Below are 16568 nucleotides of genomic sequence, written 5' to 3' on the forward strand. Positions count from 1 at the left end.
CTATCCCTGTTCGAACGCAGCCGAGACGCGCGCGGCACCCAGCCGTGTAAGACAGGACCGCGCCGATTCGCCAGCGTCTTTGTTTTCCCGCACCAGGCCGGCCAGCCGTTCCAGCGCGGATTTCATTCCATTTTCATCGGTGTAGGCATTCGCGCCATCCTTGGCCGCCCCATTTACGACAAGCGCATATCCTGATGGCGCACCCACCAGCGTCAATGCCGACGCCCTGGGGCGGGCGCAGCCCTTGACGCAACCGGAGAGATGCACCGTCAGCGAGCCGTCGAGCAGATCCGGCACCGTCTCCACCCATAGCCGCGCCATCGCCTTCGTGTCCATCCATGCGGAAGCGCAGCCGGTGCTGCCGGCGCAGGTGGCGATGTGGTTTCGCGGGTCGTCCGCTGCGATGCGAAAGCCCTGCGCTACGGCCAGACGCTGGACCATTGCGGCCGCTTCCCGTTCAGGGCCCAGCACGAAGAAACCGTGACCGGGCGTCAGGCGAATTTCTCGCGCCCCAAGCGCGCTTGCCTGCTGGAGAAAGGCGATGAGGCTGACGGCATCGATCTGGGCAAAGGCGAGCCCGAGGCCAAGGACGGTGCTAGCCGAACCGAGATCATGGATGCCGACAACCGGAGACGGCGGGGCAAAAGCTGCAGGGATATCGATACCCACGGCAGCCGGCGGACAGAGCGCTTGCACTGCATCGATGTCGAGATCCCGGCCGCGCGCGGCCGGCCCGGTGTTGGTCAACGCTTCCAGAATCCGGATAACGACCGGCACGACCGCCGCGGTTCGAAGCGCACAAATGGGCTTCGCCGTCGCCGCCGTCCCGGCAAGCGACAGGCACCACCAGACCTCGTCGCCGCGCCGGACAGCCTGCAGGCGAAGATCGGCAATCATTTCGCCAGGGTGGAACCGACCGCCGCCATCGATGACGATGGTTAGCTTCGGCGCCAGCCGTAAAGCAGCACCCTGTGCGGCGATCTCCTCGCGTAGCGCAACCGCGAGGACCCGAGGGTCGGTGATTTCTTCTGGGTCGATGCCGGCAAGCGGCGGCGTCTCGATCGCGACACCATCTGGCACCACGATTGCCGCTTCGCCGATCGCCTCGGCAAGCCCCGGAACTGTCGATGCCGTCAGCCCGCGGACCTGCAGGTTGCCGCGCGCGGTAATTTCCAGGACGCCGTTGCCGAAACGCCGGGCGGCCTCCGCAACGGCCGAGAACTGTAACAGCGTCAGGCTGCCGTCGAGTGGCCGCAGACGCACCAGAAGGCCATCGCCGGTCGGCATCGGCGCGGAAAGCGACGGGCAGGCACCCCGACGCATCGACGCGGCGGCATCAGTTGTTTCCGGTGTCGGCATGGCGCAACTGGTCATAGGCTTGTCTCGGTCGCTTCTGGCGCTCGCCCTCAAAGCGGGGCCTTTTTCACCAGACGCTATAGCACAGCCACCGACGTTGAGAGAGATCAAAGACGACGGGAAAAAGCCTGGCGAAAGCAAGCGCAACGGCGCCTATTCCTCGAAATCGGCACCCTTGCGTAGGAGGTAGATATCCATGATCCACCCCATGCGCTCCCGTTCCCGAGCACGCGTTGCCAGGATCTCGTCCTTGACGTCGGCAAGGCGGCCGGAGATGACGATTTCGTCAGCCGTTCCGAGATAGGCGCCCCAGTAGATCTCGGCATCGGTATCGTCGATCCGCTGGAATGCCTGCTCGCCGTCGAGCATGACGACAGAGGTCTGGCTGCGCTCGGGAAAACTTTCCGCAAGCCGGCGACCGGTGGTGATCTCGACCGGCTTGCCGACGAGGTTCAGCGGAATACGATGGCTGGCGCAGAGCGCCTGCAGGCTGGTGATCCCCGGAAGAACGTCATAGTCGAACGCGACCTTGCCGCGCGCCATCACCCGCTCGACGATGCGGATGGTGCTGTCGTAGAGCATCGGATCGCCCCAGACGAGAAAGGCGCCGATTCCGTCTTCGGTCAGTTCGCCATCGATCAGGCGCTCGTAGATTTCGGCGATGCGGCCGTGCCAGTCGTCAACGCTGCCGTCATAGCTGACGCCCTCCGTGCGGCGGACAGGCACGGCGAACTCAACGGTACGGCTGTCGGCGCGCGTGACGTAGCGTGCGCAGATTTCGCGGCGCACCTCCGCAAGCTCGGCCTTCTTCTCGCCCTTGGTCGGGATGAACAGCACGTCGGCGCGATTGAGCGCGTTGATCGCCTGTACGGTCATATGCTCGGGATTGCCGGAGCCGATGCCGATGATCAAAAGTTTCCGCATGCGCGCGCCCTTGCCGGTAGATCAAAGTGTTACAGCGACCTTTGCGCGCCTGAACAGCTGCGCGACGCTGTCGTGTCTTTGGCGGATCGCCGATTAAGACGCAAGACCCGCCGGCGACAGCGACGCAGCCGCCAGCGCCATTGCTTGCCGAGACGCTCAAGACGCCTCCGGATTTTCCGGCAGCTGCCAGTCGATCGGCGCGAAGCCTTTCGAGGCGAGGAAGGCGTTCGCCTGGGAAAAATGCCGGCAGCCGAGAAAGCCGGAATGCGCCGAGAGCGGCGAGGGATGCGGCGCCCGCAGCACGAGATGGCGCGAGCGGTCGACGAAGGCCGCCTTCTTCTGCGCGTAGGAGCCCCACAGCAGAAACACCACCGGATGATCGGCCTCGTTGACGGCGCGGATGATCGCATCGGTGAAGCGCTCCCAGCCCCGCCCCTGATGTGACGCCGCCAGCCCGCGCTCGACCGTCAGCACGCTGTTGAGCAGCAGCACGCCCTGCTTCGCCCAGCTTTCGAGAAAGCCGTGACGGGCCGGCGCAATGCCGAGGTCGGTGTTCAGCTCCTTGTAGATATTGACGAGCGAGGGCGGCGTCCGCACACCCGGACGCACGCTGAAGCAGAGCCCGTGCGCCTGGCCGTCGCCGTGATAGGGATCCTGTCCGAGGATGACGACGCGCACCTTGTCGAGCGGCGTCAGGTCGAGCGCCCGAAAATACTCGGGCCCTCGCGGAAAGATCTGCCGTCCTTCGTTGCGGGCACTGAGCAGGAACTGCTTGAGTTCGCCCATATACGGGCTGGAAAATTCCGGCTCCAATGCCGCCTTCCACGTCTCTTCGAGCTTTACTGCCGTTTCCATCACGCCTCCGGTCCGTTTCATCCGCTTGCCGCCCCGGAATTTAGAGCGATAGCCCGCAGCCGCAAGCGCTAACCGCGCGGCCAGCCGCTTGCTTCACGGCTTTTACTAGCGCTTTCCAACAGCATTGTATTTCAATGGATACAACGCTAATCAGGAGGAGATATCGTTATATCCTAAGAAATATCACGAACTTGGTGGAGGCAAGAATGATGAAACAACGCAGACAATGGCTGAAGGGGCTGGTGCTCGCCCTTGGCGTCGCCTGGGCCGGCGCGACCTTCGCGCCGAGCGCCGCCATGGCCGAGGACAAGGTAACGGTGTTTGCCGCCGCGAGCCTGAAGAACGCGCTCGATGCGATCAACGCCGAGTGGCAGAAGGAAAGCGGCAAGGAAACCACCGTTTCCTATGCGGCCAGCTCCGCGCTCGCCAAGCAGGTGGAACAGGGCGCTCCGGCCGACGTCTTCATCTCCGCCGACCTCGCCTGGATGGACTACCTGGCGGAGAAGAAACTGATCAAGGACGACACCCGCTCGGACCTGCTCGGCAACCGCATCGTTCTCGTCTCGGGCAAGGCAGACGCGCAGCCGGTCGAGATCAAGCAGGGCTTCGATCTCGCGGCACTTGTCGGCGACGGCCGCCTGGCGATGGGCGCCGTCGATTCCGTGCCGGCCGGCAAATACGGCAAGGCAGCCCTTGAAAAGCTCGGCGTCTGGTCGAGCGTCGAACAGAAGATTGCAGGCGTCGAAAGCGTGCGTGCCGCGCTGCTGCTCGTTTCGCGCGGCGAAGCGCCCTACGGCATCGTCTACCAGACCGACGCTGCAGCCGATCCGGGCGTCAAGGTCGTCGGAACCTTCCCCGAGGACAGCCATCCGCCGATCATCTATCCGATCGCAATCACCGCGGACAGCAAGAGCGCCGATGCTGCCGCCTATGTCGACTTCATCAAGTCCGACAAGGCAGCACCGCTCTTCGAAAAGCAGGGTTTCATCATCCTGAAATAACAGCGGCCGCCTGTCCAGAGACGGGCGAAGCATCTATCGTTCTCCCGCGCCATCCGGACGACACGCGGCGCGGGACAATTCGACCGGGAGTGGGACGACTTTGGATTGGCTGGAGTTGAGCGACGCGGAATGGACGGCGATCCAGCTGAGCCTGCGCGTGGCCACGGTGGCGATGGTCTGCAGCCTGCCCTTTGCGCTTGGGGTCGCCATGCTGCTCGCGCGCGGACGCTTCTGGGGCAAGACCGTGCTGAACGGCATCATTCACATGCCCCTGATCCTGCCGCCCGTCGTTACGGGCTTTCTGCTGCTGTTGTTGTTCGGGCGTCGAGGGCCGATCGGCGCCTTCCTCGCCGACAATTTCGGCCTGGTCTTTTCCTTCCGCTGGACAGGTGCTGCCCTCGCCTCCGCCGTCATGGCCTTCCCCCTGATGGTGCGCAGCATCCGGCTGTCGATCGAGGTTGTCGATCGCAAGCTCGAGGATGCCGCAACCACGCTCGGCGCCGGGCCGATCTGGGTGTTCTTCACCATCACCCTTCCCCTGATCCTGCCTGGCATCATCGCCGGCATGATCCTCGCTTTCGCCAAGGCGATGGGCGAGTTCGGTGCGACCATCACCTTCGTCTCCAACATTCCCGGCGAGACACAGACGCTGTCGTCTGCGATCTACACCTTTACCCAGGTGCCAGGCGGCGATGCCGGCGCCATGCGCCTGACGATCATTTCGATCGTCATTTCCATGGCAGCACTGATGCTGTCGGAATTCCTTGCCTCGCTTGCCGCCAAGCGGACGGTTGCAGCATGAGCCTCGTCGTCGAAGCCCACCATCGGCTCGGAGGCTTTTCCATCGACGCCGCCTTCACTTCGAACGGCGGCATCACCGCGCTGTTCGGCCGCTCGGGCTCGGGCAAAACCTCGCTGATCAACATCATCGCCGGTCTGATGAGACCGGACGGCGGCCGCGTGGTGCTCGATGGCGACATCATCGCCGACAGCCAACGCCGGATCTTCACGCCTGTCCATCGCCGCCGCTTCGGTTATGTCTTCCAGGAAGCTCGTCTTTTCCCGCATTTGAGCGTCAGCAGCAATCTTGCCTATGGCCGCTGGTTTGCCGGCAGGTCAGGAAAGGCCGCCGACATGGAACGCGTCGTCGAGATGCTCGGCATCGGCCATCTGCTCGAGCGCAATCCATCGGCGCTATCGGGCGGCGAGCGGCAACGTGTCGCCATCGGCCGTGCCCTGCTTGCCGCCCCGCGCCTGCTCTTGATGGACGAGCCGCTCGCCGCACTCGACGACGCGCGCAAGGCCGAGATCCTGCCCTATCTCGAACGGTTGCGTGACGATGCGGGTATCCCGATCGTCTATGTCAGCCATTCCGTGAGCGAGGTCGCACGTCTGGCGCAAAGGGTTGTCGTGCTTGAGGACGGCCGGGTAAAGGCATCTGGCGCCGCGGCCGAGGTCTTGAGCACGCCGGCGGCGGCACTGGCAACCGGTCGGCGCGAAGCCGGTGTGTTGCTCGAAGGCGTGGTAGAGACACACGACGCCACCCATGACCTGACGACGGTCCGCGTCGGCGAACGGCTGATCCGGGTACCGAAGATCGAGGCGCCGCAGGGGCACGCCTTGCGCCTGCATATTGCTGCACGCGACGTCATGCTGGCGACGGTTCGCCCGGAAGGTATCAGCGCTCTCAACGTGCTGGAGGGAACGATCGTCAACCTGACAGCGGGCGAAGATGGCAGCGTCGAGGTGCGGGTGGATTGCGGCGGCGCGACGATCGCCGCCCGCATCACCACCTTTTCGCGCGACGCCCTTCAGTTATCTCAGGGAAAGCCGGTTCACGCGATCATCAAGTCCGTGGCGATCGATCACTGACTGGCGCATTCGCCTGGTACGGATCGCGGACCGCTTCCAGCCAGGCAAGATCGTCGGCGATGGCCGCCTTCGCCTTCGCCTCCATCTCGCGATAGCGGCGGATCAGCGTTTCGCCGAAAGGCGTCAGCATCGCACCGCCGCCCTGCTTGCCGCCACGCTGGCTTTCGACCGACGGTTCCCGAAACATCCGGTTCAGCGCGTCGACCAACAGCCAGGCCCGGCGATAGGACATGTCCATGGCCCGGCCGGCAGCCGAAATCGACCCGGTCTCGCGGATGTGTTCCAGAAGCATGATCTTGCCGCGCCCAAGCCGATCCTCGGGTGGGAAATCGATGCGCAGAACAGGGCGAAGGTCGTCGGGGCGGTCGTTCATGCGCGAAACATAGAAGCTTGTGCGCCAAATCGAAAGTACGTCCACAGCCTTGCCGGGCCGATTTCACATCGAGCGAGGCGGGCAAAGCAGCAAGGGTGCAGAAAAGCTAGAATCCGTGCCTTGATCTGGCAGCGCCGGCATGTACCGATGGCACGTCCGCAAAAATCAGCCTGAAAGCTTATCCCCAATGCCCGGTCCCCTTCTCGATGCCGTCGAAACCGATCAGATCCAGCCTGTTAAAGCCGATGTCGTCATCGTCGGCGGCGGGATCATCGGTGTCAGCACTGCGCTGTTTCTCGCAGAGCGCGGCATTGACGTCGTGCTCTGCGAGAAGGGCATTCCGGGCGCGGAGCAGTCGAGCCGGAACTGGGGCTGGGTACGCGTCATGGGGCGTGACGAGCGCGAGATCCCACTGGCAATCGAGGCGCTGAAGATCTGGGACACGCTCGATGCCCGTGTCGCGGGCGAGACCGGCTTTCGCCGCAGCGGCATCCTCTACATTTCGGAAAACGACAACGATATCGCCAACCGGGATGCTTGGCTGGCCATGGCAAGACCCTATGGTGTCGACAGCCGACAGATCGGACCCGACGAAACCGGGGCGCTGATGGCAGGCGCCAGCATCCGCTACAGGGGCGCGTTGCACACGCCGAGCGACGGCAGGGCCGAACCGCAAAAGGCGGTACCGGCCATCGTCGCCGGTGCCAGGCGCGCAGGTGCCCGCATTCTATCCGGCTGTGCCGTGCGCGGCATCGAGAAGAAAGCCGGGCGCATCAGCGCCGTGGTAACCGAGAGGGGCCGGATCGAGACGTCGACCGTGGTCGTCGCCGGTGGCGCCTGGTCGCGGTTGTTCCTCAAGGGGCTCGGCATCCGGCTGCCGCAACTGAAAGTGCGCAACACGGTGCTCAGGACCAGTGCGGTTTCGGGTGGCCCCGAAGGCGCGGGCGCAACCGGCACCTGCGCCTATCGCAAACGGCTCGACGGCGGCTACACGATTGCCGATGGCGGCGCCAACCTGCACCCGGTCGTGCCGGACAGTTTCGCCTTCTTCCGCGATTTCCAGCCGGCGAGAAAAGCCGAAGGCGAATCGGTCCAGGTCGGCCTCAGTGCCCAGAGCTGGCGCGAACTCTTCGAGATCGGCACTGTCCCGCTCGATCGCCCGGGAGCCTTCGAGCGGCACCGGGTGCTGGATCCGCAACCCGATCAGCACTCGGCATTGCGCGCATTCGATGACGCCAGGAAGGCGCTGCCATCCCTTCGCGACGCTCGGGTGCAACAGGTCTGGGCGGGTCTGATCGACGTCACGCCCGACGCAGTTCCGGTGATCTCGACGGTCGAAGGCCTGCCCGGGCTGGTGGTGGCAACAGGATTTTCCGGCCATGGCTTCGGTATCGGTCCGGGTGCAGGGCACCTGGTCGCCGACCTCGTCACCGGCCAAAGGCCGATCGTCGATCCCACGCCCTTTCGCCTGTCTCGCTTCTCCGATGGCACGCCGATCACCATCGCCCCGCCGGTTTGAGCACCCGGACCGGAAGGGCGCGCGCAAGAAAATTACGCGGCGGATGATCCGAAATCGCAGCGACGCCAGCCGCTGCCATGCCCGTTGCAGGAATCTGTCTTTCTTCGAGTGCGAGCACGCCGAGCCACCGAAAGGCCTTCATAAGCCCCTGAACTCGTGGCAGTCTGTGAACATTCCCGTCGGGAGAACGGGGCTGAGGAGGAAGGCGTGACGATCCGCGGCGGAGGAGCCTGCGGGTTAGAGCGCCCACTTTTGCCGTGAGGCGACATTCCGTTTTCCCCGATGCTGACTGGTGCGCGCTGCGCACTCCGGAGGGAGGCCGGAAACCGCATGAGCGATCCCGATCGACTTAGCCTGCATGTCCCCGAACCGGCCGTTCGGCCGGGTGGCGAACCGGATTTTTCCAACGTCAAGATCCCGAAGGCTGGATCTGTTCCGCGCCCCGAGATCGATGTCGCCCCGGAGGCGATCCGCGATCTCGCCTATTCGATCATCCGCGTGCTCAACCGCGACGGCGAGGCGGTCGGCCCCTGGGCCGGCCTGTTGTCGGACGACGAGCTGCTCGCCGGCCTCAGGCACATGATGATGCTGCGCGCCTTCGACGCGCGCATGGTCATGGCGCAGCGCCAGGGCAAGACCTCGTTCTATATGCAGCATCTGGGCGAAGAGGCGGTCAGTTGCGCCTTCCGCAAGGCGCTGAACAAGGGCGACATGAACTTCCCGACCTACCGTCAGGCAGGCCTGCTGATTGCCGACGAATACCCGATGGTCGAGATGATGAACCAGATCTTCTCGAACGAGAGCGACCCCTTGCGCGGCCGGCAACTGCCGATCATGTACTCTTCCAAGGAGCATGGCTTCTTCACCATCTCCGGCAACCTCGCCACCCAATACGTCCAGGCCGTCGGCTGGGCCATGGCTTCGGCGATCAAGAACGACACCAAGATCGCGGCCGCCTGGATCGGCGACGGTTCGACGGCGGAATCGGATTTCCACTCCGCGCTCGTCTTCGCCTCCACCTACAAGGCGCCGGTCATTCTCAACATCGTCAACAATCAGTGGGCGATCTCGACCTTCCAGGGCATCGCCCGAGGCGGCTCCGGTACCTTTGCCGCCCGCGGCCTCGGCTTCGGCATTCCGGCGCTGCGCGTCGACGGCAACGACTATCTCGCCGTTTACGCCGTTGCCAAATGGGCGGCCGAGCGCGCCCGTCGCAACCTCGGTCCGACGCTGATCGAATACGTCACCTACCGGGTCGGCGCCCATTCCACCTCCGACGATCCGAGCGCCTACCGACCGAAGACGGAATCGGAAGCCTGGCCGCTCGGCGACCCGGTCCTCAGGCTGAAGAAACACCTGATCCTGCGTGGCGCCTGGTCGGAAGAGCGCCACACCCAGGCAGAAGCCGAGATCGTCGACGCTGTGATCCAGGCGCAGAAACAGGCCGAGGGCCACGGCACCTTGCATGCCGGCGGCAAGCCGTCGGTGCGCGACATCTTCGAAGGCGTCTATGCCGAGATGCCGCCGCATATTCGCCGCCAGCGCCAGAAGGCAGGATACTGATATGGCCAGAATGACAATGATCGAGGCCGTGCGCAGCGCCATGGATGTTTCCATGGGGCGCGACGACAATGTCGTCGTCTTCGGCGAGGACGTGGGCTATTTCGGCGGCGTCTTCCGCTGCACGCAAGGGCTTCAGGCGAAATACGGCAAGACCCGCTGCTTCGACGCGCCGATCAGCGAAAGCGGCATCGTCGGCACGGCGATCGGCATGGCGGCCTACGGCCTGAAACCCTGCGTCGAGATCCAGTTCGCCGACTACATGTATCCCGCCTACGACCAGATCACCCAGGAAGCCGCCCGCATCCGCTATCGCTCCAACGGCGACTTCACCTGCCCGATCGTGTTGCGCATGCCGACCGGCGGCGGCATCTTCGGTGGCCAGACGCACAGCCAGAGCCCGGAAGCGCTGTTCACTCATGTCTGCGGCCTCAAGGTCGTCGTGCCTTCCAACCCCTATGACGCCAAGGGCTTGCTGATCGCCTCGATCGAAGACCCCGATCCGGTGATGTTTCTGGAGCCGAAGCGGCTTTACAACGGCCCGTTCGACGGCCATCACGACCGGCCCGTCATTCCCTGGTCGAAGCACGATCTCGGCGAAGTGCCGGAGGGCCACTACACGATCCCGATCGGCAAGGCTGAAGTGCGCCGCAAGGGTTCAGCTGTCACCGTCGTCGCCTATGGCACCATGGTGCATGTGGCACTGGCCGCGGCCGAAGAAACCGGCATCGACGCCGAGGTGATCGACCTGCGCAGCCTGCTGCCGCTCGATCTCGACGCCATCGTTCAGTCGATTGAAAAGACCGGCCGCTGCGTCGTCGTGCATGAGGCGACGCTGACGTCGGGCTTCGGTGGCGAAATCGCCTCCCTCGTCCAGGAGCATTGCTTCTATCACCTCGAAGCCCCCGTCGTGCGCGTTGCCGGTTGGGACACGCCCTACCCGCATGCCCAGGAGTGGGACTATTTCCCCGGCCCGGCGCGCGTCGGACGCGCGCTCGTCGAAGTGATGGAGGCCTGAGCATGGGCGAATTCGTAATCAAGATGCCGGATGTCGGCGAAGGCGTGGCCGAGGCCGAGCTTGTCGAATGGCATGTCAAACCCGGCGACCCCGTGCGCGAGGACATGATCCTGGCAGCCGTCATGACCGATAAGGCGACGGTCGAAATCCCCTCGCCGGTCAACGGAACGGTGCTCTGGCTCGGCGCCGAGATCGGCGACACGGTCGCGGTCAAGGCACCACTCGTGCGCATCGAAATCGCCGGCGAAGGCGCCGAGACGCCGGCAGCCGAAGAGAAACCAGCGGCCAAGGCGGAGGAGAAACCGGCGCCGAAAGCCGGGGCTCCGGCCGTAGCGCCGAGCCAACCGGCAAAGGTCGATGCAAAGGCAGCGGCACCGGCCAAGAGTGGAGTGCATGTGGCTCCCGAGCGCCTGGAGAAGGCACTGGCCTCGCCCGCGGTGCGCTTGCGCGCCCGGGAAAGCGGCGTCGACCTGCGCCAGGTGACCGGCACAGGGCCTGCCGGGCGCATCACCCATGACGACCTCGATCAGTTTCTTGCCCGCGGCGCGCAACCGGCCGCAGTCCCTGCCGGGCTTGTGCGCAAGACCGCGATTGACGAGATCAAGGTGACCGGCCTTCGCCGCCGTATTGCCGAGAAGATGACGCTGTCGACCTCGCGCATCCCCCACATCACCTATGTGGAGGAGGTCGACATGACAGCACTTGAAGACCTGCGCACGACCATGAACCGCGATCGCAAGCCGGATCAGCCGAAGCTGACGATCCTGCCCTATCTCATGCGCGCGCTGGTGCGGGCGATCGCAGACCTGCCTGGCGTCAACGCCACCTTCGACGACGGCGCCGGCATCATCAGCCGTCACCACGCCGTCCATATCGGCATCGCCACACAGACGCCGGCGGGCCTGACCGTCCCTGTCGTGCGCCATGCCGAAGCGCGCGGCATCTGGGATTGCGCCGTCGAGCTCAACCGTTTGGCGGAAGCAGCCCGCACCGGCACCGCAACGCGCGACGAACTCACCGGCTCGACCATCACCATTTCCTCGCTCGGCGCCCTCGGCGGCATCGTCTCGACCCCTGTTATCAACCACCCCGAGGTCGCCATCGTCGGCGTCAACAAGCTGGCGGTTCGCCCGGTCTGGGACGGTGCGCAATTCGTGCCGCGCAAGATCATGAATCTGTCGTCAAGCTTCGACCACCGCGTCATCGACGGCTGGGATGCGGCCACCTTCGTGCAGCGGCTGAAGACCCTGCTCGAAACGCCGGCGCTGATTTTCGTGGAGGCATGAGGCGATCATGAAGGAAATCTCCTGCAAACTGCTCGTCATCGGCGCCGGCCCCGGCGGCTACATCTGCGCCATCCGCGCCGGCCAGCTCGGCGTCGACACCGTCATCGTCGAGAAGGCGAAGGCCGGCGGCACCTGCCTCAATGTCGGCTGCATCCCCTCCAAGGCGCTGATCCACGCCGCCGACGAATTCCATAAGCTGCGCGCGGCCGCATCGGGCCGCAGCCCGCTCGGCCTGTCGCTTGCCAATCCGACGATCGATCTCGCCCGCACCGTCGCCTGGAAGGACGGCATCGTCGGCCGGCTGAACGGCGGCGTCACCGGCCTCCTGAAGAAGGCAGGCGTCAAGGCCGTCATCGGGACGGCTCGTTTCGTCGACGGCAAGACGGTCGATGTCGAGACCGAGACCGGCCTGCAGCGCATTCGCGCCGAAGCGATCGTCATCGCCACCGGCTCGGCGCCGGTCGAGCTTTCCGACATGCCCTTCGGCGGTTCGATCATTTCATCGACCGAGGCGCTGTCGCTGAAAAGCGTTCCCGCCAGCGTCGCCGTCATCGGCGGCGGTTATATCGGGCTGGAGCTCGGCACCGCCTTTGCCAAGCTCGGCGCCCATGTCACCGTGCTCGAGGCGCTGACGCGCATCCTGCCGCAATATGACGCCGATCTGTCGAAGCCAATCGCCAAGCGCCTTGGCGAACTCGGCATCGAGGTGTTCACCCAGACGGTCGCCAAGGGGCACTCCGCCGACGGCAAGAGCCTGTTGGCCGAGCACAATGGCCGGCCGATCGAGGTACCGGCCGAGAAGGTTCTGGTCACGGTCGGCCGCCGGCCGGTCACCGACGGTTTCGGGCTTGAGGAGATCGATCTCGACCGCGCCGGCAAGTTCATCCGCATCGACGACCAGTGCCGCACCTCGATGCGCGGCATCTACGCCATCGGCGACGTGACCGGCGAACCGATGCTGGCGCACCGTGCCATGGCGCAAGGGGAAATGGTCGCGGAGATCGTCGCCAGCAACAAACGCGCCTGGGACAAACGCTGCATTCCCGCCGTCTGCTTCACCGACCCGGAGATCGTCACTGCCGGTCTGTCGCCGGAGGAAGCCCGCGCGAGTGGCATCGAGATCAAGATCGGCCAGTTTCCGTTCCAGGCGAATGGCCGCGCCATGACGACGCTGTCGGAGGACGGCTTCGTGCGCGTCGTCGCCCGCGCCGACAACCATCTGGTACTCGGCATCCAGGCCGTCGGCCATGGGGTGTCGGAGCTTTCGGCAAGTTTTGGTCTTGCGATCGAGATGGGCGCGCGGCTGGAAGACATCGCCGGCACGATCCACGCGCATCCGACCCAGTCGGAAGCGCTCCAGGAAGCAGCCCTCAAGGGCTTGGGTCACGCGCTGCATATCTAGTTGGGACGGTCTTTACGGGGCGACGCCTTCGGCCGCCTCGGTCATAAAAGCCCCTCATCCGGCCTGCCGGCCACCTTCTCCCCGCATGCGGGGAGAAGGGCCCGTGCTGCGCCCGCTCGTCCTCCCCTGTAGCACCGGATATTCCCGCTGTTCTCGCCGCCGAAACCCTCTGAAGGTCAAGTGGGCCGCGTCCCCTCTCCCCGCCTGCGGGGAGAGGGTTGGGGTGAGGGGCAGCCTCACTCACCAAACCCGGCGAGTGCCGAACCGCATCAGATCGGCTGAAGGCCTATTGCAACAGCTCCAGCCCGACGGCCGTCGCCTCGCCGCCGCCGATGCAGAGCGAGGCGATGCCGCGTTTGACGCCCTTGGCGCGCATCGCGTGCAGAAGCGTCACGATGATACGGGCGCCGGAAGCACCGATCGGGTGGCCGAGCGCGCAGGCGCCGCCGTGGATGTTGACGATGTCGTCGGAAAGGCCGAGGTCGCGGACAGCGGCCATGGCGACGACGGCGAAGGCTTCGTTGATCTCATAGAGGCCGACGCTGTTCTTCTCCCAATCGAGCTTTGCCAGCAGCTTCTCGATAGCGCCGATCGGTGCCGTGGTGAACCAGGCGGGCTCCTGGGCATGACCGGCATGGCCGGCAACGATCGCGAGCGGCGTCAGCCCGCGCTTCTCCGCCTCGCTTGCGCGCATCAGGATCAGCGCCGCCGCACCGTCGGAGATCGAGGAGGAATTGGCGGCCGTGACGCTGCCGTTCTCGCGGAAGGCCGGCTTCAGTTTCGGGATTTTTGCCGGATCCGCCTTTCCAGGCTGCTCATCGCGATCGAGCGTAACCGTCTGCCGCTTGCCAGCGCCGCTGATGGCAACCGTCTCCTCGGCAAACGAGCCATCCTGCAATGCCTTCACCGCCCGTTCCAGCGAGCGCAGGGCAAAGGCATCCTGATCCGCGCGGGAGAACTGATAGTGCTCGGCGGTGTCTTCAGCATAGGTGCCCATCAGCCGACCGGAATAGGCATCCTCGAGGCCATCGAGGAACATGTGGTCCTTGACTTCGCCGTGACCGAGACGAAAACCGCCGCGCGCCTTGGGCAGCAGGTAGGGCGCGTTGGTCATGGATTCCATGCCGCCGACCGCAAGCGCCGTGGCGCCGCCGGAAAGCAAGGTATCGTGGCCGAGCATCAGCGCCTTCATGCCCGAGCCGCAGACCTTCGAAATCGTGGTCGAGGGCGTTTCCATGCCGAGGCCGGCGCCGAGTGCCGCCTGGCGTGCCGGGTTCTGGCCGACGCCCGCCGGCAGCACATTGCCCATCAGCACTTCGTCGACGGCATCGAGGCCGGCGCGCTCCAGCGCCGACTTCAGGGCAATGGCGCCGATCTCGGGCGCCGTCAAATCCTTGAGGCCGCCCTGAAAAGCGCCCATCGGTGTGCGTGCCGCCGAAACGATGACGATCGGGTCAAGCTTGTTCATTCAGTCCTCCCATATGGAAGCATGCGGTATAGCCCCTCATCCCGCTGTCGCGACCTTCTCCCCGCTCACGGGGAGAAGGGACAAGCCGCGCCGTCCAAGTCCCCTCTCCCCGCCTGCGGGGAGAGGGCTAGGGTGAGGGGCAGATTGCCCGCTTCTTCATAATTCGGGAATGACTATAAGCCGCGACTACGGCGAAGCAACACCGATAGTCCCGCAATCAGCCCATGCGCTCGGAGGCGTAGCTGCCGGGGCTCGCCGGGAAGACGACCACGCGGTTGCCGTTGATGAAGCAGCGATGGTGGATATGGGCGTGAACGGCACGCGCCAGCACCTGGCTTTCCACGTCGCGGCCGATCGAAACATAATCCTCGGCGCTCTGGGCATGGGTGATGCGGGCGATGTCCTGCTCGATGATCGGACCTTCGTCGAGATCCTCGGTGACGTAGTGCGCCGTCGCGCCGATCAGCTTCACGCCGCGCTCATAGGCCTGTTTGTAGGGGTTGGCACCCTTGAACGACGGCAGGAAGGAGTGGTGGATGTTGATGATCCGGCCGGACATCTTCTTGCAGAGCTGGTCGGAAAGAACCTGCATGTAGCGGGCGAGCACCACCAGGTCGGCATCCGTCTGCTCGACGATCTCCAGCATGCGCGCTTCGGCCTGCGGCTTGTTCTCCTTGGTCACCTTGATGTGGTGGAAGGGGATGTCGTGGTTGACGACCACCTTCTGGTAATCGAAGTGGTTGGAGATGACGCCGACGATATCGATCGGCAGGGCGCCGATCTTCCAGCGGTAGAGCAGGTCGTTGAGGCAATGGCCGAAACGCGACACCATCAGCAACACCTTCATGCGCTCTTCGCTGTCGCGGATCTCGCAGGTCATGTCGAAGCGCTTGACGACGGGCGCAAAACCTTCCCTCAGTTCCTCCAGCTTTGCGCCTTCCTGGCTGATGAAGGTCAGGCGCATGAAGAACAGGCCGGTCTGCAGGTCGTCGAACTGCGAACTGTCGGTGATGTAACAGCCTTTTTCGGCGAGATAGCCGGTAATGGCGGCAACAATGCCACGGGTGGACTTGCAGGTGACGGTCAGCACATAGCTTTTCATCGGTATCTGTCTCTCGCTCCAGAGGTTTTTCCGGCCCCCCTTATACGGCCAGTCACACGAAAACTAGCGCGGCCTTCGGCCGGCTGTCGATCCATTCGCGACATCGGCTGGACGGAACCGGCCAGACCATGCCGACGCCGGTTCGGAAAAATGGGCAGTGCGCCTAGCGCGGCGTGCGATCGGGATGGGCGCGGGCGAAGGCATCGATCTCGGCGCAGCGCTGGTCGATGGCGATGAGCTTCGGGCAGGCGGAAAGATCGACGTCCCAGCGGCGGGCATTGTAGACCTGCGGCACCAGGCAGAAGTCGGCCATCCCAGGCCTGTCGCCGTGGCAGAAGCGGCGGGTTGACGGGTGGTCGAGCAGGCGCTCGAAGGCTGCCAGCCCCTCGCCGATGAACTTGCGCATCCAGTCGCGGCGCGCGGCCTCGCCATCCTCGGCATTGGCCATCACGAAGGACACGACGCCGAGATTGCAGACGGGATGAATATCCATGGCGATGGCATAGGACAGCGCGCGCACGCGCTGCCGTCCAATCGCATCATCAGGCAGGAAACCCGCCTTTTCCCGCGTTTCCGCCAGATATTCGATGATGGCGAGCGATTGCGTCAACCGCTCGCCATCGATGTCGAGCACGGGCAGCAGCCCCTGCGGATTGCGGTCGAGATGCTCGGCCTGGCGATGGGCCTTGGCGAGCAGGTCCACCGGCACCGAGCGATAGGTCTCGCCAAGGCTGTTCAGTGCTATGCGGACCCGGTAGCTCGCCGAGGACCGCCAATAGTCAAAAAGTACGGTCTCGTTCACGCCCTGCTCCTTCATCCCGCTTGCGCGTTG

The 16568-nt window shown here is 64.7% G+C and carries 15 protein-coding genes; 8 read left to right on the forward strand and 7 right to left on the reverse strand.

Annotation, left to right across the window (positions count from 1 at the left end):
* The 3 genes from cobG to ung form a co-directional block, all read right to left on the reverse strand.
* Window positions 1–1374 carry a precorrin-3B synthase gene (gene cobG, locus BC363_RS19185; protein ID WP_065781071.1) on the reverse strand — a complete coding sequence of 458 codons (1374 nt, stop codon included), beginning with the start codon at window positions 1372–1374 and terminating at the stop codon, window positions 1–3.
* A gap of 135 nt (window positions 1375–1509) precedes the next feature.
* Window positions 1510–2280: a precorrin-6A synthase (deacetylating) gene (gene cobF / locus BC363_RS19190; RefSeq protein WP_065781072.1), complete on the reverse strand. Its 771-nt coding sequence runs from the start codon at window positions 2278–2280 to the stop codon at window positions 1510–1512.
* Between the two features lie 156 nt (window positions 2281–2436).
* Window positions 2437–3135: a uracil-DNA glycosylase gene (gene ung / locus BC363_RS19195; RefSeq protein WP_065781073.1), complete on the reverse strand. Its 699-nt coding sequence runs from the start codon at window positions 3133–3135 to the stop codon at window positions 2437–2439.
* Between the two features lie 209 nt (window positions 3136–3344).
* On the opposite strand from ung, the gene modA reads away from it, so the two are divergent.
* The 3 genes from modA to modC all read left to right on the forward strand — a co-directional run bounded on the left by modA (window position 3345) and on the right by modC (window position 6008).
* Complete coding sequence (gene modA, locus BC363_RS19200; RefSeq protein WP_161952477.1) at window positions 3345–4136, forward strand: molybdate ABC transporter substrate-binding protein; 792 nt, start codon at window positions 3345–3347, stop codon at window positions 4134–4136.
* Between the two features lie 100 nt (window positions 4137–4236).
* Window positions 4237–4938, forward strand: a complete 702-nt coding sequence (gene modB, locus BC363_RS19205; RefSeq protein WP_065781075.1) for a molybdate ABC transporter permease subunit — start codon at window positions 4237–4239, stop codon at window positions 4936–4938.
* Entirely contained in the window at window positions 4935–6008 is a 1074-nt protein-coding gene (gene modC, locus BC363_RS19210) for a molybdenum ABC transporter ATP-binding protein (RefSeq protein WP_065781076.1), read from the forward strand. Before modB ends, modC begins: the two co-directional genes overlap by 4 nt.
* On the opposite strand, the gene BC363_RS19215 is transcribed toward modC, so the two are convergent.
* A complete protein-coding gene (locus BC363_RS19215; RefSeq protein ID WP_065781160.1) occupies window positions 5983–6381 on the reverse strand; it encodes a winged helix-turn-helix domain-containing protein in 399 nt (132 codons plus the stop codon). The two genes, modC and BC363_RS19215, sit on opposite strands and share 26 nt — an antisense overlap.
* A 187-nt stretch (window positions 6382–6568) precedes the next feature.
* On the opposite strand from BC363_RS19215, the gene BC363_RS19220 reads away from it, so the two are divergent.
* The 5 genes from BC363_RS19220 to lpdA all read left to right on the forward strand — a co-directional run bounded on the left by BC363_RS19220 (window position 6569) and on the right by lpdA (window position 13166).
* Complete coding sequence (locus BC363_RS19220; protein WP_065781077.1) at window positions 6569–7900, forward strand: FAD-binding oxidoreductase; 1332 nt, start codon at window positions 6569–6571, stop codon at window positions 7898–7900.
* Between the two features lie 330 nt (window positions 7901–8230).
* Window positions 8231–9463 carry a 3-methyl-2-oxobutanoate dehydrogenase (2-methylpropanoyl-transferring) subunit alpha gene (locus BC363_RS19225; RefSeq protein ID WP_065781078.1) on the forward strand — a complete coding sequence of 411 codons (1233 nt, stop codon included), beginning with the start codon at window positions 8231–8233 and terminating at the stop codon, window positions 9461–9463.
* A gap of 1 nt (window position 9464) precedes the next feature.
* Window positions 9465–10478, forward strand: coding sequence for an alpha-ketoacid dehydrogenase subunit beta (locus BC363_RS19230; protein ID WP_053252133.1), 1014 nt, complete (start codon window positions 9465–9467; stop codon window positions 10476–10478).
* A 2-nt stretch (window positions 10479–10480) separates the two neighbouring features.
* Window positions 10481–11764 carry a dihydrolipoamide acetyltransferase family protein gene (locus BC363_RS19235; protein ID WP_065781079.1) on the forward strand — a complete coding sequence of 428 codons (1284 nt, stop codon included), beginning with the start codon at window positions 10481–10483 and terminating at the stop codon, window positions 11762–11764.
* A gap of 7 nt (window positions 11765–11771) precedes the next feature.
* Complete coding sequence (gene lpdA, locus BC363_RS19240) at window positions 11772–13166, forward strand: dihydrolipoyl dehydrogenase (RefSeq protein WP_065781080.1); 1395 nt, start codon at window positions 11772–11774, stop codon at window positions 13164–13166.
* Window positions 13167–13452: 286 nt separating this feature from the next.
* Here lpdA and BC363_RS19245 read toward each other — a convergent pair whose 3' ends face one another.
* From BC363_RS19245 to maiA, 3 genes are all read right to left on the reverse strand, one after another.
* Complete coding sequence (locus BC363_RS19245) at window positions 13453–14634, reverse strand: acetyl-CoA C-acyltransferase (protein ID WP_065781081.1); 1182 nt, start codon at window positions 14632–14634, stop codon at window positions 13453–13455.
* Between the two features lie 217 nt (window positions 14635–14851).
* Window positions 14852–15736: a formyltetrahydrofolate deformylase gene (gene purU / locus BC363_RS19250; protein WP_065781082.1), complete on the reverse strand. Its 885-nt coding sequence runs from the start codon at window positions 15734–15736 to the stop codon at window positions 14852–14854.
* A 163-nt stretch (window positions 15737–15899) separates the two neighbouring features.
* On the reverse strand, window positions 15900–16553 hold the full coding sequence (gene maiA, locus BC363_RS19255) for a maleylacetoacetate isomerase (protein ID WP_065781083.1): 654 nt from the start codon (window positions 16551–16553) through the stop codon (window positions 15900–15902).
* Between the last annotated feature and the right edge of the window lie 15 nt (window positions 16554–16568).

The sequence above is a fragment of the Ensifer sp. LC384 genome (assembly GCF_001695865.1).
GTDB lineage: Bacteria > Pseudomonadota > Alphaproteobacteria > Rhizobiales > Rhizobiaceae > Ensifer.